Below are 25620 nucleotides of genomic sequence, written 5' to 3' on the forward strand. Positions count from 1 at the left end.
CGCAGCGGGCTACAACTTCCGGCGTCTCATCCGCTGGCTCGAGCTCTTGTTGCGCCAGTTCCTCGCCCAGCTCACGGTCCGACTTCAATTCGTCCCGAGTTGAAATCCGGCGTTCTTCACGGCCGACGACCTATCTCCTGGATTGCCCCGAACGGCCCTAGGGCTTTTTGGACTTACACAGTTCAGCCGCTGACAAGAATTGTACGATGTTCGGTCAGGTAGCGAACCGGAGGTTTGCCCAAGGTCTTCCTGAACATATTGACGAAACTGCTGGCGTTTTCGTATCCGAGCTCTAGGGCGACGGTTTTTACACTTTCACCACTCGCGATTCTTTGCACTGCGAGGATTACATGAAGCTGGTGTCGCCAGCGTCCGAAACTCATCCCGATTTCTTGGAGAAGCAGGCGGCTTAAGGTGCGCTCGCTCATGCCAAGCGAACTTGCCCAGTTCGCGAACGAGGTCTTCGCACTTGGATCGGCTATCAGCATCTCCGCGAGACGCCGAAGGCGCGCCTCTCCTGGCATCGGCAGGTTCAGGCTGCTAATCGGTGCATCGGACAGCTCGTCCATCAAGGTCATCACCAGCCGGTCCTCGCGACCTCCTAGCGGGTAGCATTCCGGAAGTTGAGCCAGCTTCAGGATCAACTCCCGGACCAGGGGTGATATCGAGATGGTGCAACACGTCTTCGGGAGGCTCCTGGCGGAGTTCGGTTCGATATAGAGGCAGTGGCATTCTACGAGGCCATCGCCGCGAGCCGAATGCGCCAGTTGAGCTGGGATCCATAACGCGCATCCGGGCGGTACAAGCCAAACGGTATTGGCCGTCTCGCAGCAGAGAATACCCCGTAGCGAGTACAGCAACTGAGCCTTGCGATGCCGATGCCGACCATAGGTCCACTCATTCGATAGCATTCCGCTTCGCAGCGCAATTGTGCGGGGTACGCTATCGATGTCGGTCCCAAGGGAGGGGGAGAGCATCTCGCCGCCTTTCAGACGTCTTGTGTCGGCGGCTGGCCGCCAAGTCATTCAAAGTCGACCATCGCAAATCGACGAGAGAGCGGCCAGCCAGAACTGCGTCATTTTTGAACTAATCTAAACCAGCAGTGGCGGCTCGCTTCAGGGCCATCTAGGATGCCGACTCCTTTACAAGATGGGCAGGCGCAGCTGTAAATCGCAGTAATCGCCAAGATGCGCGAATTGCGAAAATCCCGGGCAGAGCTAGGGCAAGGACAGCTGTCGCTGCGATATGAAGGCCGTCGCGCACCCCGTCAAAGAGACCGCCTGCGACGCTGGTGACGACCAGAAAGCCACCCAGGAGGGGCGAGGCCAGATTCGCAGCTCGCCCCGAAGTGATGAGGGGAAATAGAGGGGGCACGATCCATAGCGAGCATACGACACCGAAGTACCAAAGGGCCATCGCATCGAATACCGTCGGTGCCGTACCGGAGCTGTCGATTTGGTGGTTCACGAATGTGAGGATTTGGATGGCTGCGTAGATCGTGTTTCCGAGTCCACAGAGCGTCCACAGCAACGCCGCCTTTTGACGGGCAAGTTGAACGCCGAGTTCAGCTGTCATATCAGTCATTGCGATAACCCAGTTGGAAGTGGACAGTTTTGGACTGTAGAACCAAGTTCGTGTGAGAGCGTCAGAGCCGCTCTCACAGATCCGCCCACCGTCTCAGAAGATTGTGATAGACGCCTGTAAGCATAAGGATACCTCGCGCATCGCCCGCCACGGATCTGCGCAGTTCAATAATACCCCGGTCGAGATCATAGAGCACTGTCCGAAGCCCCTCGTCGTTGATCATCGATTGGGTCCAGAAGAAGGATGACAAACGCGCACCTCGCGTAATCTCGCTCACGCGATGCAGGCTCCCCGCTGGATACAGGACCATGCTGCCGGCCGCCAACTTTACGGCGTGAACGCCGTAACTGTCTTCGATGATCAGCTCGCCACCGTCGTAGTCATCGGGTGCTGTGAGGAAGAGGGTTGAAGACAGGTCGGCGCGCATGCGAGTGCCGAGTCCAGGCGCGGCTCGCACCGCACCATCGACATGGGCATCGAAGAACATCCCGGTGTCGTATCGGTTGAAAAGGGGCGGCAGGACGCGCAAGGGCAGAGCGGCACTGTTGAATAGTGCATTCCGGCCGAGAGCTCGCAGGATGATGTCGCCGGCTTGGCGAGCCTGAGGCGACTCTTCATGAAGTTGAACATTGCGTTTGGCGAGCGATGCCAGCTCACCCGCAGTTGCCCGTCCGTCGATCCAGTCAGCGGCTTCGATGATACTGCGTACGGACTTGACTTCGTCGGCGGATAGCAGGTCTGGGATTTCGATGAGCATGTGTTTTCAGAATCTGATTGCTGCGGTGAGGGTGACGCTGCGGCCTGCAACGGGAGTCGCGTAGCCGTTACCGAAAGCAGAGCTGTAGGTCAGCTTGTTCGTAAGATTCGTGAGCTTGAGCGCGAGATGGTGTCGCTCGTTGGGATCGAAGGAGAGCATTGCGTCGATCGTGGTCGCCGCTGGGATCAGCATCGAGTTGAGGTTGTTGAGGTAATAATCCGAACGATAGTTGAGCCCGCCTCCAACAAGCATATGACCCGGCAGGTTCGGCAGCAGGGGAGCGATGTCATATGTGGTCCAGATCGCCAGGCCATGTTGCGACACGTACGGGACCCGATTGCCCGCGGCCGACACAGGCGTGAAAGGACTAATCGACGACGCGATGATCTTGCTGTCCATGTATGAATAGGACGCCTGCACATCCCAGTTCGCCGTGAGCTTGCCAGTCAAGCCGAGCTCAACCCCCTGGACTTGCACCTTGTCGTCGGTGGTCGTCTGTATTCCCGATGCCTGGTCGGTATAGGAAGCGTTGTTCTTCTCGACGCGGAACAATGCTGCCGTCAAGCCGAGGCGGTCCTCGAACAGGCCCCACTTCGCACCGAACTCGAAGGTCGTATCCGCTTCCGGCTGAAGGTTTGCAGCGCTTGGCGCCTGGGATAGGCCGAGCGATGAACTCAGCGAAGTGATGTTGTTGCCCGGCGGCGTGAATGAACGTGCATAGCTGAAGTAGTAACTTTGATGCGTGGTGGGCTCGAAGATCAGGGATGCTTTTGGGCTGGCGAACTCGGTCGTCGTCGCAAGCGGAGACGCGCCTACCTGGCCGTCGACCCGATAGTGATCCCATCGAACACCCGCAAGGATCGAGAGCATGGGCGTCAACCACATGCGGTCGCTTATAAAGGGGCCGATATCCCAGCTCGTGGCCGACAATTGATTGCCCGGCGACACCGTCAGTGCAAACCCGGGTGAGTTCGCAAACACGGGATCGAGAAGAGTCCCTGCCGGCTCGGGGCCTGAAGGAAGGTAAAAACCCGTCGTCGCGTGTTGGGAATAGACATCAAAGCCGGCGACGAGCTTGTGCCGAAACGGCCCGGTGTCAAAACGCATCGTGGCAGTCGTTACGTTTTCCCCGCCGTGACTTACCTGCTTCGTCCCGCCGACGGACCAGATTGTGTAGGGCGTCGCCAGATTGCCGGCGAGAACGTCCGTTGCGCAGCTGCTTGGAAAAGGAAAGCCGGGAGAGGCGCAGAGCGCGGGCGTAAACTTCAGATCACGTGTGTAGTAACCGACACGCGTGTCGTTCGTTAACGTGAGCCAATCGCCGAATTCGCCCTTGTAGAGAGCGGTTGCAACGTCGGCCGTCGCGCGGTCGCGATCACTTTCCCGGCCGAAATAGTTTGAGCGGGGAACTCCGTACTCCGTCACGGGCTTCCCGACGACGCCCGGCACGCTGACGATCGGAACGCCGAAATCGGGGCGTTGAACGCTGTCCTGGTGCAGATAGTTGAAGATCAGGGATTGGTCGGTGCCGAGGCCAAGTCCTAGCGAGCCGAGGAAACCGCCCCGGTTGGAATAGACATGGTCGCGATCGACAATATCCTGCCCGTTCCCCATGGCGATGATCCTCAAGGCCGTGGTGTCGTTGATCTGCCGATTGATATCGAGAATGCCGCGTCCGTAGGGTCCTGTCCCAGCCGAGGCCTCGAATGATGATTGGTTGCCGAGATGGGCTTTCTTGCTCTCAATCTCAATGACGCCGCCCGTCGTGCCATTGCCGAAGCTCTGTGACGAGGGTCCCTTCAGCACCAATACATTTTCGGTTGCAAAACTATCGCGCACATAGGAACCAAAATCGCGTAAGCCGTCGACATACACATCGCCAGAAGCGTCAAAACCCCGGATGCGGAACTGATCTCCGTTGATGCCACCATTGCCTTCTCCGGTGGCGACGGTGATCCCCGGCACATATTGCAGCACCTGATTGATGGTGGCTGCTTGCTGCTGCTCGATTACAAGGCGCGGTATGACAGTGACGGTTTGCGGCGTGCTTTGTAGAGAATCGGAAAGACGGCTGAGACCTGTGGTTCGCTGCAGCGAATTCCCAGGCGAAAGAGCCGAGGACGCAGTCTGCGGACGCGGTTCGGCCGGTTTGCTCGGATGGCTGGCCGGGACAGGCCTCGAGGCCGACTTCGAGCCGGCGTTCGACGCTCGTCGCCGCTTGGTAACAGGAGCGTCCACCTCGACTGGTGGAAGCGCTGTAGCCTTGTCCGCGGGCGCCGGCGTTGGCTGATTGTTCTGGCCTTCCGCGTTGGCGGCGGTAACGAATAGAAAGCCGTTTGCCAGGCTCGCTGCTGCCCCAAGTCCGGAAAGTGCTGGTCGCAAGGTTTGGATGATGGTCACAGAGCCCCCACTGAGCTTGATGATGTTGCGTTGGATGGTTTCGTGATGCGGCGTGAAATCGCTTCGATACGGCCGGCGAGATAACCAACAAGGCATGCGCTGATCGACGCCGGAAGACGCCGTCGCGAATCCGCACGTCCATGACCTTCCGGCTGCTTCGATCGCCTCTTGGCCCTGTCGATGTCCGAAGATGCGGCCGCTGTCTCGCGGACTGCGGAGGCATACGCGTGCACGTCGGCGGGACTGCCGGAGGCTGCTATTCGCCTGAGTGCCTCGAGGCCGTGCCGGCGTAGCGCAAGTTCGCCGCGCGCCAGCAATAGCGGTGCAATGCGCCGGCGAAAGCCGTCATCGCCGCCGGAGACCGCACGTTCCAGCCAAACATCAGCACCGGCCAGGTCACCGCCAGCGTGCAGGATCGTGGCAAGATTGTACTGGGCCCAGTGGTCGCCAAGCCCAGCTGCACGGCTGTACCAGTAGAAGGCGCCTCTCGGATCGGCCGGCACTGCCCATCCTTCTTCAAGGAATCGAGCGAGAGAATTCATTGCCTTCAGATTCGCCTTGGAGGTGCCCCCTTCAGCTGCTGCCCGAAAGAGCTCGAAACTCCGCGGCCGATCCTCCGGATTTCCGCCGCGCATCAGCATCTGCGCGAGATTGACTTGGCCCCAGACGTGGCCGGCTCGCGCGGCCGCCTCGAAAAAAATCGTCGCGAGCTTCGGATTCGGTTCGACACCCCAGCCTTGTTCGTAGCACCGGCCGACCATGTTTTGTCCGTCCAGGTCCCCGGATCGGGCGGCGCGTTCGAACCAGACGAAGGCAGCCGCCGGATCACGCGCTACCCGCGTCCCATCGAGCAGCAACTGACCCCACACGATCTGTGCGGGAATGATATCGGCCTCGGCTGCGGCCTTGATCCATTGCGTCGCATCGTGGGGATTGCTGATGAGCAAGTCCCGCAGCTGCGCCTTGGTCAAACGCTGGGCGCGAATCTGCAGGACCGGTCGGGGGAGGGTTATTGAGGCATAGGGATTTGCCAGCCTATCCGAGAGTCGCTTGGAAATACGAGTGGGCAACAGGTAGCTCGGCATCGTGTTTCGCCATTTCAGGTAGGTCGTGATCCAGCGGAATGGCTACAGCAGGGTAGTGGGACGCCGCATCGTGCAATTCGGCCAGTCCATTGTTCAATTCAGCCAGCGGCCAAGAATTCGTCCAAAATGCCACTAAGGCGCTGGCAACGCAGCATCTGGTTGCCGGTCGCAGTGATTGTCTGTTTTGGGTAACGCTTTGGCGCCTTAGATGAATGAGTTGAGGCATCATCCAAACTATCGTCACTGATCATGCGCACGCGAATTGAACCACGCTGCGCAAACTGACCGATAGGGGTGATGATGCTGTTGAATGCCGCGACTTTTCCGATTGTAAGGCTGTCTTACGATCAGGGCCTGGCAGGAACGACCGACGAGGCCTTCGCTGCTTTCGAAGCCCTCCTCGATCGTGGCACGCCGTTCGTTATCATAGGACAGGGGGCAAACGCCGACATCGACGAACACGAGCACGATCCGGATGAGCAGAGAAAGCTTGCGCTCTGGTCAAAGAAGCACAAACCGCGATTGCGCGAATTTGTGAAGGCCCTGATCTATGTTGAGCCCTCACGGGCGAAGCGGCTCGGCATGAGAGCCTTCCAGATCGTGTCAGAGAAGTTTTGGGGATACCCGATGCTGGTCGCCGCTTCAGAGGCGGAGGCGCTTGAGATGGCGAATGGGCTGCTGAAGTCCGCCTCTCCAAGCAGGCGACCGGGTGAGGCAGGCTGAAGATCTGTCCAGACGACCTGTTGTCCTCGAACGAGGAGGCCCTCTGAACTCTCGCTGCGACAGCGATTGCTCTCGAAAGCGACGTTGCTCAGCGCCGCGACCCGCTCTCATGAGCCATCAGAAAGCCTCGCTCAGTTTTCTGTTCTTCTGGGCGGATAGTTGAGAATCATTATCCATGTATGCTGTCGCTATCGATCACACGCTGGCTGGGCACCATCTTGATCTGCTGACCAAGATGTTCGAGTTGCGGCGTCGCGTCCTCGATAATCGCGACTACGACGCGCCGGTTAGCGGCGACATCGAATTCGACATCTACGACAGCTCAAGCCGACCTACTTGCTCGTCATGTCGCCCGAAGAAGACCTCGTTGGCTCCGTACGACTGTTACCGACCACCGGCCCGACCATGCTGCGCGATAACGTTGCGGCACGTCTTGGGACCAATCAGATCCCGAGCGGCCCCACATGTGATTCCATTCGAGCGCGAAGGCCCACAGCGCGGATTGTTCGGTCTCACGGCGCATCCGGACAGGAGTTGCTTTCCTCAATACCCCGCTTGCAGCGGGACATCTCGTTGGTTGGAATGATCGTGGAGTTCGGTTATGCCGCCGACTTGAATGCGCCGGGTCATGAGCTCAGCGATGGAAGCACCACCTTCAGCCTAGATATGAGGAAACTCTGGCGGTCGAAGCTGGAAAATTCCGCAGAATCCCATTCGAATATATCCGGCTCGGCCGGAATGAGGGCGTAACGATCACAGCTGCAAGGGCGGGAAAAGAAGGAATCGATGCTCGCCCGGCAACGTAGGGGAATCGCATATGGCGCTGGCGGGGTGTTGCCAGACTGTCGGAACTGGATTCTTTGGGTGTCTCTCGATTCCCGAAGGAGACCGGAATGCGCAAACTCAAGCGGCTGTTTCGACCGCTCAAGGATCCGCGCGCCAGCAACGTGCGACACGATCTGGTGGAGATCCTCGTCATCGCCTTGGCGGCAACACTGGCTGGAGCCAAAACCTGCACCGAGTTCGAGTTTTTCGGCAGAGGCCGGGAGGAGCTGTTGCGGCGGTTCCTGGAGCTCAGATACGGCATCCCCAGCCACGATACGTTCAGCAACGTCTTGCGTGCGCTGGACCCGAGGGGGCTCGAAGAGGTTTTGCGCAAGTTCAGCAAGAGCTTCGGCGTCAAGGGAGTGGTCAGCATCGACGGCAAGGCGCTGCGCGGAGCCTTCACGCGGGGCCGGCAGGCCACGCCGCTGCATATGGTCAATGTCTGGGCGGATGGCACGCGGATGGCATTGGCTCAGCGGAAGGCTCCCAATCGCAACGAGGTTGCCGGCGTTCTCGAAGTCCTCGCCCTGCTCGATCTGGACGGCGCTCTTGTCACCGCCGACGCCTTGCATTGCCGGCCCGACACGGCGCAGGCCATCCGCGACCGCAAGGGGCACTACGTGTTGGCCATCAAGAGCAATCGTGGCCGGCTCTTCAAGGCGGCCAAGACGTTGCTCGACACCGCCCGAAAGCCAGCGCGGGCAAGCCAGCGACGGACAGCCGCTCACGGCCGACTCGAACGGCGGCAGGCTATCGTCGTCCCGGCACCACAATTGGCAAAGCAATACGGCTTTCCCGCTATCGCTGCCGTCGGTCGCATCGACAGTTGGCGCGCCAACGCCGGCAAGGCCGCCAAGCACACGGTCCGATACTTTTTGGCCTCGCGCCTGCTGTCGCCCAAAAAGCTGCTCGAGGTCGTGCGCGCCCACTGGGCCATCGAGAACAACCTGCACTGGGTTCTCGATGTGCTGTTCGAAGAAGATGCCTGCCGCAGCCGCAAGGATCATGCTGCCGAGAATCTCGCCGCTATCCGCAAGCTCGCTCTCAATGCTCTGCAGGCAACACCGGGTCCCTACCGCATCAGCCACAAAATGCTCCAAGCCAGGTGGAACAACGATTTCCTTCTCTCCGCTCTCGGCCATATGCGATAGCCCTACCCGGCAACGGTAGGTCAGTTTTCGTTCGTTCGGCCCGCACCGGACATTGAGTGTCGGGTTCGCCCGGAAAGCCCAGATGAAGCTCACTGAAGAGGCATTTCAGGAATTCGTCGACGCGCTCGAGACGGCCACGGACGAAGAGGGATTCGAGCGGGTGGCCTCACGCGTCATCAGAAGACTTGGGTTTGAACGATTCGCTTATCTACGTATCGCTGATGACACGCCAACTCTGTTGTCCTCTTACCCAAAATCCTGGACCAAAAGGTATTTCGACCTTCGCTATCAAAAGATCGACCCGGTCGTCCAGCGCGCCGCAAAGGAATACGATTTGTTTACCTGGGGTGGTGCGCCCATCATAGGCGAAGCAAAAGAACGGCAAAGGTTTTTTGACGAAGCCACGACCTTCGGGATCAAATCCGGCATCACGGTCCCGATCAGGATGGGTTTTGGACGGATTGCCGCGTTCACGTTCGCGACTGCCGAATCATTCGCCGGCACCGACCGCCTGCTTGCCGAAACCACCGACGTTCTTCGCCTGATCGGATTGTATTTTCATGCTCATGTGTCGGCGCGGATCGACCGGCAGCTCGGCAAACCGCTCGACGGAGCGGCTTTGACGCAGCGTGAACGACAATGCTTGTCGTGGGTTGCTTGTGGCAAGACAATTTCCGATATCGCGGTACTCGTCCAGATCGCGCCGCGGACGGTCGCGTTTCATCTCGAGAACGCAAGGCGAAAGCTTGACGCTGGCTCGATCGCGCATTGTGTGGCGGAGGCGTTTCGTCGTGGTCAGTTGTTATAACTCGTGCATCTCCTGGAGGCTCACTCGGAATAACGGGCCAGGGGTGTCGAATTTTATTCAATCGGCTATCGACACGCCGCAGATGGGTAGCCTTACTCCATATTCGAACGGCTGGGATATGAAACCGGAAGGGCCAGAATGCCTCGCATCGCTTCGGGCGTGAAGCTGCACCACCACGGTGAAAGCTCCGCAGATCGAATTGTTGCCCCTGATGAATTTCGATCCGAATCAGGGGTCAGGGATTTGAAGGTCCATCATCTTGCCAACCACCCTGGAAGCGGGTTTGATGAAGCCCTTTCCGACCCCGTGAAGCTGCAATCCAGCAATCGCAGTATGCAACGTGGCGGGTTTTACGCTGTGTACCCGCGCGGGCGAGGGGCGTCCGCCGGATCCGCTCCCTACGGCTACGCCAAAGTCTCGAGATGGGCCTCATTGGAAGAGGCGCGCGCCTGGTTGAGAAACTTTGGGACTGCCATCCCGTCGGGGCTCGGAGGCGACCGCCTGTACGTGACCTTGCCGGGAGCAAGGCAGCCCGGCGGAACGGGTCCGGTTCGCGTCGACTTTGCAGTCCCCCAAGCTGCGCTGATCCAAACGGGTAGAGCCGAATGGCGCGCGATAATACAACCGATCCAAAATACACCCATTCACAATGTGATCATTACTGTTCCAGACGGGGTCACGCTTCCTAATGACAAATAATTCAAGCGTCATCGTAACCAGTGAATTCGGCTTGATCGTACGCCGAAACGCTCTGGTTGAGCGGCAAATCGATTTGCGTGATTTGTTCACCGCCATGGAGGTGGAGGAGGGACTCGACGTTAACGACCATCTCCTCTCGTTCGGACCGCACTTTGGAAGCGAGGCATTGAATACGATCATGTCTCGTCTGACAAAGTTGGGGCTGGTATATTTTGACGACTTTTTCGAGTTTTGCGGTGACTATCCGCCATGGTGCTCATTTCAGGCTGGCAACAATCCGTCATCGTCGATGTGACGGAATGTGAGGGCGCCCTGGCTCGTGAATGTCGAGGCGGTTGGCTGCGCTAACGCGTTCGGCGAGTGATCCTTGCGGTGATCGCGCTCGTCGAGTTGTTGCTGGTGAATACCTTGGAGTGATTGACTGCGTCGATGGGTATTGCGTCGAATCATTTGAGACTTCGGTGCAGCCGTTGCCTCTCAGTGGACGACACACATCCAAACGGGTGCTCGTCTGGTACGGCTGTTTCTCGCTCGAGCAATTGAAGGCTCGATTGGTTCCGTAACCTGGATAATCCGTCCGGACGGGCGTTGATCTGCAGCATAGGTCGTCGAGGACGACGATGCAGGAACACGGCACCGACCTGAAAAATGACGATGTACAGACGTTGCATCGTCCTGTCGGGCAGCCAGGTCGCAGTTCACGTTCTCGCAAACTGATCGTTGATTTCTCTGACCGGATTCAGCTTCGGGCAATCGGGGCTGCCTGTCTGCAAGCCGTGTTGTTCGAAGGTCCGAAACCATCCGAAGCGGGCAGCCACGTTGGCCGCCATATGATGAGGGGTGAGGGTGTCGAAAGGTGAAGCTATCACAATCGACACCTCCCGACTGACAAGCATTCCGACATAGTTATCGGTGTCAAGGCAATCGTGATTGCAGATTATTTGACTGGTCTCGATCACGAGTGTTCGGCGCGCGGTGTCAAACCGCCATGTTTCGAAAGGAGCGAGAGAAGCGATGCTTCAAGTCGATGATGTCGTGATGCCGAAGCCGAGGGTTCAAATCACGTCCTCCAGCTATTGCCATCGGGATTTGCTCCGACACGTCCGTTGGGATCGCTTTATCGATCACGTCAAATCCATTCTGATCGATGCTGGTCTGCCGCACTCCAATCGGCAGCAGATGCACCTCGGGCCGCGCATCCCATCGCAGGATAAGCGTGACGTCTGCTCGTTCCGCTGCGGAAGGGTCAGCAGAAGGCGGAGCGATTCGGTGTCGCACTAACACATGGCTTTGGCTCGAGATAGCCCGGCAGTCCCGGCTCTGCGCGCACGGCGTGGTGGAGAACCACAAATGCCTTGTGCTCGCGGACAGGCCAGCCACTCCTCCATCAGACTTCAAGCGAGCTCCGCAATGAAACCCAGGGTCGGCGTCTATCTCTCAAAGCGAACAGCCGCGCGGTTGACGATGGCCGCAAAGCGCCGCGAAATCACAAAATCGGCACTGGTCGAAGCCGCTATCGATCGGTTTCTTGCTTCCGATGACACAACTGACGCTGCCATGCTGGCTGGTCGGCTCGCCGACTTGAGCGGCCAGGTTGATCAGCTTGATCGGAATCTCGGCATCGTAAGCGAGATCGTCTCTCTTCACGCCCGGTTCCACCTTGCGGTTGCCCCGGAGTTGCCGGCAGCGACACAGCCAGCCGCGTGCCGGCTCGGCTCCGCGCGTTTCGACGAATTCGCGGCCCAGGTGGAACGGCGTGTCCAGCTGGGAACGCCGCTGATGCAGGAGACAATGGACCGGCTTGACGCCACGGCGCCGGCTGTTTCTGCAAACGTAGAGGGGGATCCTGCTGGCGATGTGTCCGTCGCCTGCGGGACTGGCTCCGCTGCATCGACTTGGGTCCACGAGATTCAGAACGCCGCTGCCGTCCGGGAGGACGGCAGCACCGACAACTTTCCGGCCGACCCTGGACGGGCCGTGCACAGACGCAGCTACCGGCAGCGATATTCGTGATGATGAGCTGCGGCCTTCACCGGGGCGAGCCGCGCTGGCGTGGCTGGCGGCGTTCCGTAACGGAAGCCGAATTTTGCTGGAAAATCGTGTCCTGATCATGCGGGTGCTTTTGCCGTTCGTGGCTGGTTACTACCTTTCCTATCTGTTTCGCACCATCAACGGCCTTGTCGCTGCTCCGCTGACATTGGAGTTGGGATTTGCGGCCGGCGATCTTGGTCTGCTGACGTCGGCTTTCTTTCTGACCTTTGCTGCGGCGCAGATACCAGTCGGAGTGCTTCTGGACCGATACGGTCCGCGCCGGGTCCAGAGCGCATTGCTGGTAGCGGCCGCCTCAGGTGCGGCACTGTTCGCTGTTTCGGACGATTTTTTTCTGCTGCTGGCAGCACGGGCGTTGATGGGGCTCGGTGTCGCGGGTGCCCTGAACGCTGGATTGAAAGCCCTCGTTGTGTGGTTTCCAAGCGATCGGCTGCCGCTTCTCAATGGCTTCATGCTCATGCTCGGCGCTTTGGGGGCCGTTACGGCGACCTTGCCAGCCGATCTGTTGCTTGCCTTGATCGGATGGCGCGGGCTGTTCGCTTTGTTCGCTGCCATGACAGTCGGCTGCGCGGCCGTGATCTACCTTGTCGTTCCCGACACCGCGAAGGCCGCAACCGGCCCGGCCCCTGCAGTGCTGTACCAGGTCTATACTGATCCCCGCTTCTGGCGCTTCGTGCCGCTGTCGGCGACGACGATCGGAACTGCCTGGGCATTGCAGGGCTTATGGGCGGCGCAGTGGCTCACCGATGTCGAAGGTCTCAACCGGGCCGCTATGGTGTGGCATCTCTTCGTCATGGCCATCGCGGTCAGCCTGGGTGCGATGCTGTGGGGGATAGCTGCCGATCGACTTCGCAGGCGTGGCATCGCTCCGCAAGCCCTCCTCGGGTTCGCCGCGACGGTCGCCGTCGCAGCGCAGCTCGCGCTCATCCTGCGATGGCCATTGCCGTCGTACTTCCCGTGGGCGGTCATCGCCGCGGTCGGCGCAGCAACCGTTCTCGGTTACGCGATCCTCAGCGAGCAGTTTCCGAAAGAGCTCGCCGGGCGAGCCAACGCGCTTCTGAACTTTTTTCATATCGGCGCGGCGTTCGCGGTGCAAATCGGAACCGGGCTTGTGCTTCAGCACTGGTCGTCCGACGCCGGGCAGTATCCGCAAGTAGCCTATCAGGCCGCGTTCGCTCTCAACGTGGCCCTCCAGATCGTGGCGGGGTTCTGGTTCGCCCTTCCTTGGTTTCTCCGCATCCCGAAGCGGACCTTGCGCGCCTCTTCGAATGTCTAACCCACCTGCAAAATACAACAGGTTTCGCAAAAAGCGATCTCTGGTTGTGTGTCACCTTTGTTAAACGGGAGATTTACATGAACGTTATCGCGCTGTCGCAACATCAGTTCGGGCTGAACCTCGATCTGCTGGCCGCGATGTTTCGCCTTCGCCGCCGCGTTTTCAGGGATCGTCTGGGCTGGACCGTGTCCGTCACCGGTGATCTTGAACTCGACGTCTTCGATGCCTTGAATCCAACCTATCTCCTGCTGGTGTCCGCCGGACGAGAAGTCGTTGGTTGTGTCAGGCTGCTTCCTACAACCGGGCCTACGATGCTCGCCGACACGTTCCCTCAGCTGCTGACGGGGGCTAGCCCGCCTCGAAATAACCGGATCCTGGAAAGTTCGCGGTTTTGCGTTGACACCAGGCTCGCCGATCAGCTCGCGGGGAACGGACTTAATCGTGCGACCTTCATGCTGTTTGCTGCGATGATCGAGAGCCTCGGCCTGATGGACGCAGACAGTATCGTGACTGTCACCGATACCAGAATGGAACGCATTCTCCGGCGCGCGGGATGGGCGCTGGAGCGTCTCGCGCCTCCCCAAAAGATAGGTCAGACCATGGCGCTTGCCGGTGTCCTGCACGGATCTCGCGAGACGCTCTTGAGCATGTACCGTCAAGCCGGCATCGAAGGCCCGGTTCTCAGCCGGCCGGAAGCCATTCAGACCGCAGCGTAATGGCCATGTTTTCAGACCTCACAAACGATAGGTCGACCAGATGCTGGCGGACCCACGGCACAGCCGGCTCGTTCTGATCAATCCCGCACGTGTTGGATCTCACGCCGCTTTGGGCGAGTTCATCGCCCGGTGGCGTGAAAGTCTGGCCTTGCTGCCGGCGGTCTCTGAAATCCTTGGCGTCGACGTGAATGCAATTGGAGAATTCGATGCCGCGCTATTGCCTGCCGAGTTGGCTCGTTCGATTTCGTCGCTAGAAAGTGATGGTCTGTCGTTGTGGCGAAACGAGCGATTCAAGACGTCTATCGCGACTTCGAATGTGGGCGTGATTTTTCTCGGTGGAGCCTTCCTGGAAGAAGAAGTTTTTATTGCCGCGTTGGAGGCCGTGAGGCTTGGTTACGATGTGCGCTTGCTTGCCGATCTCTCGGTGGCGCGCAGCGAGGCGGACCGCTCGCTGGTTCTTGATCGCCTGGCGCTTCACGGCGTGCTCACGACGACCGTTCGGCAGGCTTTGTTGGAGTGGGCGGTGTGTCTGGACGATCCCGATTCCATGCAAAGGGTCATCAAGCTCCTGTCGTGACAGAACGGCCGCGCGCAGGCGCGCAGCGGGCCTGCTGAGCGAAGCCGGCATCCTAAGGTCTCGACCTTCGGTTTACAGAAAGCCGGCAGTGGTTTTGCGCAATGTCATCGTCATCGATCTTCTTACCGCAAAAAAATAACTCACGGCAGCTCGACAGACGCCAAATGGCTGGACGAAGGCTTGCGATCACTATAGAACATATGAAGAACAAATGGCAAATCCTGATGGCGCGGTTATGGCTGCAGCATTGTTTGAAAGATTGTTTTTATATTGTAATTACAATAGGGTAAGTGAACTTTTTCAAAGCAAATCTTGGGGGTTGTCGGGCTGCAGGCCCTGCCGTCGCATCGCGGCGAACGACGTACCCGGCCTTCGAGCAAGCGCGGCCGTCGGTCTCGCCTTTCTGCTGCTTCTTGTCATGTCCAGGGTCGCGCTATCTGGAGAATTGTCGGGTCAGGCCAGCGTCATCGGTGGCGATACGCTGGAAATTCGCGGACAGCGGATTCGCCTTTGGGGAATCGACACGCCTGAGAGCACCCAGCTTTGCCGTGCTGATGATAGTCGACCGTACCGCTGTGGTGCGAAGGCCGCCAACGAACTCGATGCTTTCATCGCGGGCCGACCGGTGGCCTGCGCGCCGCTCTCCCAGGATCAGTATGGTCGCACGGTTGCGACTTGTTCCGTGAACGGAATAGATCTCGGCGAATGGCTGGTGCGGAGTGGCCTTGCGCTCGATTGGCCGCAATTTTCGAAAGGCAGGTACGCGGTTGTTCAGCGCGAGGCTGACCGGGCGGGGCGAGGGGTATGGGCAGGCAGCTACGTCGCACCCTGGCTGTACCGCGCGTGTCTCCGCGCGCAGGGCAGCCCCACGAACTGTTCGGATGACGCGAACGCCCATCGCTGAATGGTCCGAAGCGAATCCTCGAGCTCGCCGCGTTACTGCTCGCCGCTCTTGCCGGTCGAAGCGGCGCTGGCGCGATCCGGGCGACTCGCGCTAAGCAATTTGCGTCGATCTGCCTTGCTCTATGGAAGAATCAAAATGGTTGCTGCTGTCCACGAATTGCCGGCTTCGGGTTACGCCATCGAGGTGGATGGCCTCATGAAGACCAGGTTTGCGACCAGCGATGGCGCCAGGGCAGGTGCTGAAGAATTGAAGAAGCGCTTTCCTCTTCTTTGCATAAGAATCTATGACGCTGAGGCAAAGGTCCGGGAGGGAAGTTCAGCTGCCGCGAGTGTAGATCGGCGCAAACATTTTCTTCTCGGCCCGGCCCGACCGGATTGCGCGGTCAAAGGATGACGCTGGTCGAGCCGCAGGTGAGGCGGCGTCGCGGGCTTTTTCGATGTGGTTGGTCCGGATGATCACAACAGACGGGTTTTCGGTTTTGACGATTTGGCGGCGTCCGCGATGCGGACCGGGCTTTATTTGCTGCGCACACCGAGCCGGTTCGTCTCGGCCCTTCGGGTAACAATCCCTCGCGCAAGAGACAGGAACGCCTCGCCGGGGGCACTCGTCGAAGGGGCCCCTGTCAAGCGCTGGCGCTTGACAGGTCGCTATCACTGCCCCGTCGCCGGGTGCCGCTGTTAACCGGTCTCGGCGTCCGCAGGTTCACTGCGCTGCGCTCCGTCTGACACGCTATGTCGATTGGGGGCGATGCGCCTGCGGCGCACGCCCGGTGAAACGCAGATCGAGGTCTGCATTGGTCAATGGCCACGCGACCTCTGGCGCGCTGGCTATGCGTATTAAGGTCCTGCGAAGTAAGCACGAGTGCGCTTCACGTCGCATGCGGCCAGTGCTGCCGGCTGTCTTTCGGCTCGGTGCCAACCTTGCCGACCGCTTCTATCGCGCGAGATCGGCAAGCTCACATCGGGCATCCGTGGATGGTGTGGAGATAGAGTGAGAGGCTGTACGGGGCGCCGCGACGGGTTTGAGGTCGAGAGAGGCTCTCGGCCGCCCGTCGTGGAGAGTTCAGATGACAAAGACCGTCCAGAAGATCACGTTATCGCCTTCGCGAGATATTCCTTTCAACAAGCTGGTGCTGAGCCAGTCCAATGTGCGGCGGGTGAAGGCGGGCGTCTCGATCGAGCAGCTTGCTGAAAGCATCGCCCAGCGAACCCTGCTGCAGAGCCTGAACGTCCGGGCCGTCGTCGACGCCGAGGGTACCGAGACCGGAATGTTCGAAGTTCCGGCGGGCGGAAGGCGTTATCGTGCTCTTGAGCTTCTGGTGAAGCAGAAGCGGATGTCGAAAACACAGGCGGTCCCCTGCGTCGTTCGCGAAGGTGGCATAGCCGAGGACGATTCGATCGCGGAGAACGACGAGAGGATCGGCCTGCATCCGCTGGATCAATTTCGGGCATTCCTGACACTGCGCGATCTCGGCATGAGCGAGGAGGAGATCGCTTCGCGGCATTTTGTGACGTCGGCCATCGTCAAGCAGCGCCTGCGGCTGGCATCGGTCTCGACGAAACTGCAGGAGGTCTACGCCGAGGATGGCATGACGCTCGAGCAACTGATGGCGTTCTCGGTCAACGGCGATCAGGCGCGCCAGGAGCAGGTCTGGGATAATGTCAGCCGTTCTGGATATGACGAGCCGTACCAGATCCGCCGAATGCTGACCGAGAACGCGATCCGCGCATCCGATCGCCGCGCGCGGTTTGTCGGGCTCGCCGCCTATGAACAGGCGGGAGGTCCGGTTCTGCGGGATTTGTTCGAGGATGATGGTGGCGGCTGGTTGCAGGACGTTGCTCTGCTCGATCGTCTGGTTGCGGAAAAACTGAAGGCTGCCGCGGATGCGATCGCCGTTGAGGGCTGGAAGTGGATTTCGGTTGCGGTCGATTTTCCATTTGGCCATGCCAGCGGCCTGCTGAAACTTGAAGGAACGCCGGCGGCGCTTACCGTCGATCAGCAGACGGCGGTCGATGCGCTCAAGGCCGAACAAGACAGGCTTGAGACCGAGTATCAGGATGCCAACGAACTGCCGGACGAAGTCGACCAACGGCTTGGCGAGATCGAGACGTTATTGCTCAGCCTTGAAGACCAACCGATGATCTTTGATTCGGCCGATATCGCCCGTGCCGGCGTCATTATCAGCATCGATTCCGAGGGCCGGCTAGTCCCGGATCGCGGCTATGTCCGCCCGGAAGATGAAACGCTGGTGGTCGAGTCCGACGTCGCCGACGGAGGCCACCCCTTCGACGAGAACAAGGGTTCTGAGCCGGCGCACCGCACGGCCATTACCGTCGCAGGCATGGCATCCGAACCGGCCGAAGAGGAGGACGAAAGGGAAAAACCGCTGCCGGACCGGTTGATTACCGAACTGACGGCCCACCGGACGCTCGCATTACGGGATGCGCTGGCGCAACATCCGTCAATCGCGTTCCTGGCGGTGCTGCACAATTTCGCGCTTGCAACGTTCTATCGGTTCGCGTCTTCCGGCAGTTGCCTTGAGATTTCAATTCGTACCCCGGCGTTTCCCGCCCAGGCTCCAGGATTGAAGGACAGTGCCTCGGCCGGCGCTATCGATGCCAGACACGAAACCTGGAAGGCGCGGCTCCCGAACGACGAGAAGGACCTTTGGAATACGCTCGCCGCATTGGACGGCCATGCGCAATCGTCGTTGTTTGCCCATTGCGCATCATTTGCCATCAACGCCCTCCATGAGCCCGCGAACCGCTACAATCAGGGTCGCGTGTCGGCTCATGGTGTCGCTTCCCGGCTCGACCAGGCTGACGTGCTGGCCCGCGCGGTCGGGCTTGACATGGTGCAGGCCGGTTGGAGGCCGACGATCGACAACTATCTCGGTCGCATTACCAAGTCGCATATTCTGGATGCGGTCAGGGAAGCAAAGGGTGAGGCGTCAGCGCAGCTGATCGACCACTTGAAAAAGTCCGATATGGCGCGGGAAGCCGAGCGTCTCCTCGATGGCACGGGATGGCTGCCCGCACCGCTGCGGCTTGCCGGCGCTGCGCCTTCGTTGGGGCAAGACGGGGAAGCGAGTCCATTACCCGAATTCCTCGCAGAAGATGAGCACGATGGCCCTGAAAAGGTTCAGCGACACAGTGTGGCCGCCGAATAAGCCGGCGGCGCGGGACGGCGAGGCACATCCGCGTCCATGTTTTCACTCGTCTACAGAAGCCCGGCATCGTGCCGGGCTTCTGCTTTTTTGGGCCGCCGCGGCCGTGCATCGCCTGTAGGCCCAGCGGTTGATGAGAGTCAGAGGGCGGCCGGAACGGTTTGAGCCGGTCGGGTCGAGAGAGCGCCGGCGGCTCAACCGTTCCCGCTCTCTTCGAGGCCTCCCTCCCATGATGACCCTCTCATGCTCCGCTACCGCCACGGCTGCGTCCACCATCGCCCATGCGGCGCAGCTTCTCCTGTCCGATCTCGAACGTGGAAGACGGATAGATGCCACGGGTATCCTGCGCTCTGCCATGGAACGGGCCGCCGGCGCCTCGGATGCCGCCGGCGCCTGGCATTGGAAAGCTGCCTATGAGGCCTGTGAGGCCGCGACGGTTCTGTTCCTGCGCAAGCACGGCCACTCGATGCTTGCGAGCGCGCAGTCGTCGGCCTCCTTGCTGCGGATGTTGGCCAAGGTAGCCAGTCTTCTTCCCACCCACACGCGCCGCTCGGAAGAAAGCGTCGAGCTTCAGCAGTTCTCGACACCGATACCGCTTGGCTTCGTCGCTTGCAGGGCCGCCGGTGTCACGCATACTGACGTCGTGCTGGAGCCCTGTGCCGGCACCGGGCTGCTGGCCATACTGGCCGAGATATCGGGCGGCTCGCTGGTTTTGAATGAGTTCGCCGAAGGCCGGGCGGGGCTGCTGGATGTCCTGTTTCCGAGCGTTGCCGTCACGCGCTTTGACGCGGCACAGATCGACGATTATCTCGATCGAGGCGTCGCACCGAGCGTCGTTCTGACGAATCCGCCGTTTTCGGCGCTGGCAAATGTCGATCGGCGGATGGCGGACGCGGCGCTCCGCCATATTGAATCGGCCCTGGCCCGGCTTCGTGATGGCGGCCGCCTGGTGGCGATAACCGGCGCCAATGTCGCGCCCGACAATCCCTCCTGGACATCTGCCTTCAGCCGCTTGCAGGAGCGTGGCCGCGTCGTCTTCTCGGCGGCTATCGCCGGGACCGTCTTCGCCAGGCATGGCACGACGATCGATACGCGGCTCACCGTCATTGATAAGCAGCCGGCCGAAGCCAGGACCGTGTTTCCGCCATCTCGCGGTACGGCGCCGGACGTTGCCACGCTGTTGGCATGGGTGCTCGATCATGTCCCACCACGCCTTCCTCTCGCCGAACCTGTTGCTTCACCGGTCGGCACATCTCCATCGCGTCCACGACTGGTCAGCGGCTTTTCCAGCAAGGGCCTTCCGGCTCCACCGGTCGCTCGTTCTGAACCGGTAGAGCTTGCTTACGATGCGGTGGACTGGACGGCGCCGGGGGACGTCCGGCTCACGGATGCGCTTTACGAAGAATATGTCCTGCAATCGATCCGTATCTCCGGATCGCAGTCCCATCCCACCAAACTTGTCCAGTCCGCGGCAATGGCCTCGGTCGCACCAAAGCCGGTATATCGGCCGCATCTCCCGGCGAACGTCATCGCAGGGGGCCTGTTGTCGGACGCCCAGCTCGAAAGTGTCATTTACGCCGGTGAAGCGCACTCGGCCTGCCTCGCAGGTTACTGGACTGTGGATCCAACTTTTGACGTCGTGGCCGCGGCACGAGACGACGCTTCAAAGGCCGTCCGCTTTCGCCGCGGGTGGTTCCTGGGCGATGGCACCGGCGCCGGCAAGGGCCGTCAGGCTGCCGGCATTCTGCTCGACAACTGGCTTAAGGGACGCCGGCGCACGGTCTGGATTTCCAAGAGCAAGCTGATCGAGGATGCGCAGCGGGACTGGTCCGCACTCGGCATGGAGCGGCTTCTGGTTACGCCGCTTTCGCGCTTCCGCCAGGGCACGCCGATCGCACTGTCGGAAGGCATCCTGTTTACGACCTACGCTACGCTGCGGACCGACGAGCGCGGTGAGAAGCTTTCGCGCGTCCGGCAGATCGTCGAGTGGCTGAGTCCCGACTTCGATGGGGTGATAATTTTCGACGAGAGCCACGCGATGCAGAACGCCGCGGGCGGAAAGGGTGAGCGCGGCGACCAGGCCGCCTCGCAGCAGGGGCGCGCGGGGCTGCGGTTCCAGCACGCCTTGCCCAACGCGCGCGTGGTCTACGTGTCTGCCACCGGCGCCACCACCGTCCACAACCTCGCCTATGCCCAGCGGCTCGGCCTGTGGGGAAGCGAAGACTTCCCGTTCGCGACGCGGGCCGAGTTCGTCGAGGCGATCGAGCAGGGCGGCGTCGCGGCGATGGAGGTTCTGGCACGCGACCTCAAGGCGCTCGGCCTGTATGCGGCGCGCTCGCTTTCCTATGATGGCGTCGAGTACGAGCTGGTCGAGCACGAGCTCACGGCCGAGCAGATCCGGATTTACGACGCCTATGCCGGCGCGTTCAGCGTCATTCACAACAATCTCAACGCCGCGATGCGCGCGGCAAACATCACAGGCGAGACCGGGACACTGAACGCACAGGCGAAGTCCGCGGCCCGGTCGGCGTTCGAGTCCGCCAAGCAGCGCTTCTTCGGGCATCTGCTCACCTCGATGAAGACGCCGTCGCTGATCTGCTCGATCGAACGGGATCTCCATCAGGGTCACGCCGCCGTCATCCAGATCGTCTCGACTGGCGAAGCGCTGATGGAGCGCCGGCTCGCGGAGATACCGACCGAGGAGTGGCACGACGTCCAGGTCGACATCACGCCTCGGGAATATGTGCTCGACTATCTGGCTCATTCCTTCCCGGTCCAGCTCTACGAGCCCTTTACCGATTCCGAAGGCAATCTTTCGTCCCGCCCGGTCTGTCGCGACGGCCAACCCGTCGAGAGCAGGGATGCCGTCGCGCGACGCGACCGTCTGATCGAGAAACTGGCTTCGCTTCCGCCGGTACCCGGCGCGCTCGACCAGATCGTTCAGCGTTTCGGGAGCGATATCGTCGCTGAAGTCACCGGACGCTCGCGAAGGATCATTCGCAAGGGTGACCGTCTTATGGTCGAGAGCCGCGCCGGCTCGGCGAACCTCGTCGAGACCGCAGCGTTCATGGATGACGTCAAGCGCATTCTGGTGTTCTCGGACGCCGGTGGTACGGGGCGCAGCTACCACGCCGAACTGTCGGCCCGGAACCGGCGTCTGCGCGTGCACTATCTGCTTGAACCCGGCTGGAAGGCCGATGCCGCGATCCAGGGTCTCGGCCGCACCAACAGGACCAACCAGGCCCAGCCGCCGTTGTTTCGACCCATTGCAACCAACGTGAAAGCTGAAAAGCGCTTTCTCTCCACCATCGCGCGCCGGCTCGATACGCTCGGCGCCATAACCCGCGGCCAGCGCCAGACCGGCGGGCAGGGGCTGTTTCGGCCCGAAGATAATCTTGAGAGCAGTTACGGCCGCGATGCGCTCCGTCAGCTCTACATGCTTCTGGTCCGCGGCAAGGTCGAGGGTTGCTCCCTTGAGGCCTTCGAGGGTGCTACCGGGCTGAAGCTCGTCGACGCGAACGGCATCAAGGATGACCTGCCGCCGATCACCACTTTCCTCAACCGTCTGCTGGCACTGACCATCGGCCTGCAGAACGTTCTGTTCACGGCATTTGAGCAATTGCTGACCGCGCGGGTCGAAGGCGCCATCGCCTCAGGCATCTATGACGCGGGGCTGGAAACGCTGCGGGCAGAAAGCTTCGTTGTCACGGGCCGCCGTGCGATCTACCGCCATCCCGCCACCGGCGCGGAGACCCGGCTGCTTACGATTGCCCAGCGCGAGCGCAACCGGCCGCTGACCCTGAAGGACGCCCTCGACCGTCTTTCAGACCGCCGCACCGTCCTGCTGGTCAACGAACGGTCCGGCCGCGCCGCCGTGCAGGTGCCGGCGCCGAGCCTGATGCTCGATGATGGCGAGATCGAGCAACGCGTGCGGTTGATGCGGCCGATGGAAAGCCATCATGTTTCATTGCGGGCCATGGCGGAAGGTCATTGGCTGGAGACGGATCGCGATCGATTCAGCGCAGCCTGGCAGGCCGAGCTTGCCGAAGTTCCGGAATTCACGGAAAGCACGATCCACGTCGTTGCCGGACTTCTTCTCCCGATCTGGAAGCGGCTGCCGAACGAGTCGACGCGTGTCTACCGTCTTCAGACCGATGCCGGCGAGCGGATTATTGGACGAAAGGTTTCATCGGCCTGGGGCGCCGGCACGCTTCTCGGGGAAAGACCGACAATGGGGCCTGAGGACGCATTTGCCGCGCTGCTCGAAGGCCGCACGGTTCTCGATCTTGCCGAAGGACTGAAACTCCGGCGGGTCCGCATTATGGGCGCCCACCGTATCGAGCTATCTGGCTTCACCGAGACCATGCGGGACCGTTTGCGGGCCTATGGACTGTTCACGGAGATCATCTCCTGGAAGCTGCGTATGTTCGTGCCGACCGACGCCGGTGGCGTCTGCGTCCTCGCCCGGGTGCTCGAACGGTATCCGGTCGAGCGTATTGGCGAACGGGAGGCCGTGTGATGCCGCGCGAGGCTTCCGAACTGGCACGCCGTCTCGCGCGCGAGGCCGAGGCGGTGTGTCGTCAGTATCTTTCCAATGGCAGGCGCCAGGGGCGCTACTGGCTGGTCGGCGATGTCCGGAATACGCCGGGCCGCTCCTTGTTTGTACGGCTGTACGAGTCGCCGAAGGGACCGGCGGGCAAATGGACCGATGCCGCGACCGGCGAACACGGTGACTTGCTCGATATCATCCGGGAACGCCTGGCGCTGCGCGATTTCCGCGACGTTGCCAACGAAGCGAGGCGGTTTCTGAATTTGCCTCGCTTGACCTCAGAGCATGCCTCAAGTCCCGTTCGTCCAGCGGTGCCGCGTGGGTCGCGGGAAGCGGCACGGCGGCTTTTTGCGGTATCGCGGCCGATCGAGGGAACTCTCACGGAGCACTATCTGCAGCGTCGTGGAATTGAGGACGTGCACCATGGCGACAGTCTGCGTCATCAGCCGCGTTGCTTTTACCACAGCTCTGACGACGAACTACCTCCGGAGATCTGGCCGGCGATGATCGCCTGCGTCACCGATATCGACGGCATGATCACCGGGGTGCACCGCACCTGGCTCGATCCCGAGGGCTTTGGTCCGAACCGCCTTGGCAAGGCGCCGATCGATACGCCCCGACGGGCAATGGGTGATTTGCTTGGCAATGCCGTTCGCTTTGGCGTGGCGAATGACGTACTCGTTGCGGGAGAGGGCCTGGAGACCATGCTCTCGCTTCGTTGCGTGCTGCGGACCATGCCGATGGCGGCGGCACTCTCGGCCAGCCACCTCGCGGCGCTGCTGTTCCCGCCGACGCTGCGACGCCTCTACATTGCCTGCGATGCGGATGCAGCCGGCATGGGCGCGGCGGCGGCCTTGACGTTGCGCGCCGACGAAGCCGGCATTGACGGCATTGTCCTGTCGCCCAGTCTTGGCGACTTCAATGAAGACTTGCGCGCGTTGGGCCTTAAGGAACTTCGGGCAGCGGTATGTACACAGCTCACGCCACATGACGTTGCACGCTTCCTTCCTTGAGACCACAGGCGCGGGATAGGGCAGGCGGCTTGAATCTGGTATCACCATCGTCTGTCCTGGTGCGGTCAGCCTTGGCCGGACAGAGTTGCGCCCATGGCCTTCTAGAGGGCGATCGGACGGCAGGCGGTCCGCCCCGGCAATGGCTACGGTCACGGCTATTTTCCGCCGGCCCTGCGGGCCTTTGCATCGCGAAACAAAATAGCCGCAACCTGCGCCATCCTCCGCTCCGCTCCGGCCCTGCGCTTCCGCCACGCCCTTTTCGGGCTTCGGCGGGACGAGACGCTCCGGGTTCTGGTCCGGTCCGCCCGCCGTCAGGTGATCGCCACGAAGGCCGCGATGGGCGCGGCCGATCCGGCGAAAGGACCACTCACCATGACGACCGACCACGACGATACCGACTGCGAACGGCCGCACGACTTATCTCCGACCGACCATGTCCTCAACGAGCTTCAGCTCTATGGCCACCGTCCCTTCCAGGATGAACCCGACCCGAGGCCGCTCCCCGAAGGCAAGGCCATCACCGCTGCCGTCGCCGATATTTTCGATGCCTTCGTCGCAACGCTGAGGGATACAAGGCTCGAGCCCGACCTGGAGGATCTGCTCTGGTCGACCGTCAATCTGTTCCACCGCGCGACCGGCCGCATCGAGCGGGAGCTCGATGACAACGAACAGTCGCAGCAGAAGAGCCAGCGCGAGCAGAATGGCTCGGAAGTAAGATCGGTCGAACTGGAGCGTCTCACGGCCGAAGGCATCACCCTGATCGAACGCCGGAATGCCATGGAGCTGTTCCGCGATCTCGCTACCGAGCACTTTGAAATGCACACCGGTTCGCCCTGGCGTCCCCGTTCCGGGTCACTGGTCAATTATCGCACGCTTACGTCCGCAGTCATCGACAGCCGCGATTTTCTCGCCGCCAGGCGCCGCCGAGAAACCGAAACGATGATGCCGCCAGGGCCCAAAATCGCCCTGACAGGCGGACTGGATTTCAACGACGTCTCCCTGATCTGGGACCGTCTCGACAAGGTTCACGCGAGGCATCCGGACATGGTGCTGCTGCTCGGAGGTTCGCCCAAGGGAGCCGAGCTGATCGCCGCCAAATGGGCAGGCAACCGCAAGGTCCCGCAGATCGCATTCAAGCCGGACTGGACCAGGCATGGCAAGGCAGCGCCCTTCAAGCGCAATGACGCCATTCTTGACGAACTGCCGATCGGCGTGATGGCGTTCCCCGGCAACGGCATCCAGCACAATTTGCGCGACAAGGCGAGAAAGCTCGGCATACCCGTCTGGGAGTTTGGCGGCGCTTGAGCGCCGCTTTGCTCATCGACGTGCAACTCGCAG

The 25620-nt window shown here is 60.9% G+C and carries 20 protein-coding genes and 1 pseudogene; 15 read left to right on the forward strand and 6 right to left on the reverse strand.

Annotated features, from left to right (window positions below; all coding sequences use genetic code 11):
• Positions 1-182: 182 nt before the first annotated feature.
• From AC0QUY_RS31610 to AC0QUY_RS31635, 6 genes and pseudogenes are all read right to left on the reverse strand, one after another.
• Entirely contained in the window at positions 183-578 is a 396-nt protein-coding gene (locus AC0QUY_RS31610; RefSeq protein WP_474416960.1) for a helix-turn-helix domain-containing protein, read from the reverse strand.
• A 117-nt stretch (positions 579-695) separates the two neighbouring features.
• Positions 696-1025 (reverse strand): annotated as a pseudogene (locus AC0QUY_RS31615) (AraC family ligand binding domain-containing protein); the annotation flags it as partial.
• A gap of 100 nt (positions 1026-1125) precedes the next feature.
• The gene (locus AC0QUY_RS31620) at positions 1126-1584 is read right to left on the reverse strand and encodes a hypothetical protein (protein ID WP_161855411.1); all 459 of its coding nucleotides are present in this window, start codon (positions 1582-1584) and stop codon (positions 1126-1128) included.
• A gap of 73 nt (positions 1585-1657) precedes the next feature.
• Positions 1658-2341, reverse strand: a complete 684-nt coding sequence (locus tag AC0QUY_RS31625; protein WP_161855410.1) for a Fe2+-dependent dioxygenase — start codon at positions 2339-2341, stop codon at positions 1658-1660.
• Positions 2342-2347: 6 nt separating this feature from the next.
• The gene (locus tag AC0QUY_RS31630) at positions 2348-4741 is read right to left on the reverse strand and encodes a TonB-dependent receptor (protein ID WP_246738290.1); all 2394 of its coding nucleotides are present in this window, start codon (positions 4739-4741) and stop codon (positions 2348-2350) included.
• Positions 4738-5826: a tetratricopeptide repeat protein gene (locus AC0QUY_RS31635; RefSeq protein WP_161855408.1), complete on the reverse strand. Its 1089-nt coding sequence runs from the start codon at positions 5824-5826 to the stop codon at positions 4738-4740. Before AC0QUY_RS31635 ends, AC0QUY_RS31630 begins: the two co-directional genes overlap by 4 nt.
• Before the next feature lie 297 nt (positions 5827-6123).
• Between AC0QUY_RS31635 and AC0QUY_RS31640 the strand changes: the two genes are divergently transcribed.
• The 15 genes from AC0QUY_RS31640 to AC0QUY_RS31710 all read left to right on the forward strand — a co-directional run bounded on the left by AC0QUY_RS31640 (position 6124) and on the right by AC0QUY_RS31710 (position 25587).
• Entirely contained in the window at positions 6124-6549 is a 426-nt protein-coding gene (locus tag AC0QUY_RS31640) for a hypothetical protein (RefSeq protein ID WP_202639113.1), read from the forward strand.
• A 303-nt stretch (positions 6550-6852) separates the two neighbouring features.
• Positions 6853-7299: an acyl-homoserine-lactone synthase gene (locus AC0QUY_RS31645; RefSeq protein WP_474416961.1), complete on the forward strand. Its 447-nt coding sequence runs from the start codon at positions 6853-6855 to the stop codon at positions 7297-7299.
• A 143-nt stretch (positions 7300-7442) separates the two neighbouring features.
• Positions 7443-8525 carry an ISAs1 family transposase gene (locus AC0QUY_RS31650; protein ID WP_161855406.1) on the forward strand — a complete coding sequence of 361 codons (1083 nt, stop codon included), beginning with the start codon at positions 7443-7445 and terminating at the stop codon, positions 8523-8525.
• Positions 8526-8607: 82 nt separating this feature from the next.
• On the forward strand, positions 8608-9333 hold the full coding sequence (locus AC0QUY_RS31655; RefSeq protein ID WP_161855405.1) for an autoinducer binding domain-containing protein: 726 nt from the start codon (positions 8608-8610) through the stop codon (positions 9331-9333).
• Positions 9334-10021: 688 nt separating this feature from the next.
• Positions 10022-10327, forward strand: a complete 306-nt coding sequence (locus AC0QUY_RS31660; RefSeq protein WP_161855404.1) for a hypothetical protein — start codon at positions 10022-10024, stop codon at positions 10325-10327.
• 1169 nt (positions 10328-11496) lie between these two features.
• Positions 11497-12045, forward strand: a complete 549-nt coding sequence (locus AC0QUY_RS31665) for a hypothetical protein (protein ID WP_202639380.1) — start codon at positions 11497-11499, stop codon at positions 12043-12045.
• A gap of 97 nt (positions 12046-12142) precedes the next feature.
• Positions 12143-13357 carry an MFS transporter gene (locus AC0QUY_RS31670; protein WP_161856772.1) on the forward strand — a complete coding sequence of 405 codons (1215 nt, stop codon included), beginning with the start codon at positions 12143-12145 and terminating at the stop codon, positions 13355-13357.
• A gap of 77 nt (positions 13358-13434) precedes the next feature.
• The gene (locus AC0QUY_RS31675) at positions 13435-14073 is read left to right on the forward strand and encodes an acyl-homoserine-lactone synthase (protein ID WP_202639348.1); all 639 of its coding nucleotides are present in this window, start codon (positions 13435-13437) and stop codon (positions 14071-14073) included.
• 40 nt (positions 14074-14113) lie between these two features.
• Positions 14114-14650, forward strand: coding sequence for a cysteine hydrolase family protein (locus AC0QUY_RS31680; RefSeq protein ID WP_161855402.1), 537 nt, complete (start codon positions 14114-14116; stop codon positions 14648-14650).
• Between the two features lie 211 nt (positions 14651-14861).
• Complete coding sequence (locus tag AC0QUY_RS31685) at positions 14862-15554, forward strand: thermonuclease family protein (RefSeq protein WP_371419322.1); 693 nt, start codon at positions 14862-14864, stop codon at positions 15552-15554.
• A gap of 135 nt (positions 15555-15689) precedes the next feature.
• The gene (locus tag AC0QUY_RS31690) at positions 15690-15947 is read left to right on the forward strand and encodes a hypothetical protein (protein ID WP_202639379.1); all 258 of its coding nucleotides are present in this window, start codon (positions 15690-15692) and stop codon (positions 15945-15947) included.
• 673 nt (positions 15948-16620) lie between these two features.
• Entirely contained in the window at positions 16621-18723 is a 2103-nt protein-coding gene (locus tag AC0QUY_RS31695; protein WP_161855401.1) for a ParB/RepB/Spo0J family partition protein, read from the forward strand.
• A gap of 226 nt (positions 18724-18949) precedes the next feature.
• Positions 18950-23239, forward strand: a complete 4290-nt coding sequence (locus tag AC0QUY_RS31700) for a strawberry notch-like NTP hydrolase domain-containing protein (protein WP_161855400.1) — start codon at positions 18950-18952, stop codon at positions 23237-23239.
• Entirely contained in the window at positions 23239-24282 is a 1044-nt protein-coding gene (locus AC0QUY_RS31705) for a DUF7146 domain-containing protein (protein WP_161855399.1), read from the forward strand. Before AC0QUY_RS31700 ends, AC0QUY_RS31705 begins: the two co-directional genes overlap by 1 nt.
• A gap of 372 nt (positions 24283-24654) precedes the next feature.
• Entirely contained in the window at positions 24655-25587 is a 933-nt protein-coding gene (locus AC0QUY_RS31710; RefSeq protein ID WP_161856769.1) for a DUF2493 domain-containing protein, read from the forward strand.
• The last annotated feature ends 33 nt before the right edge of the window (positions 25588-25620 follow it).

It is taken from the genome of Bradyrhizobium sp. WYCCWR15520, assembly GCF_056174665.1.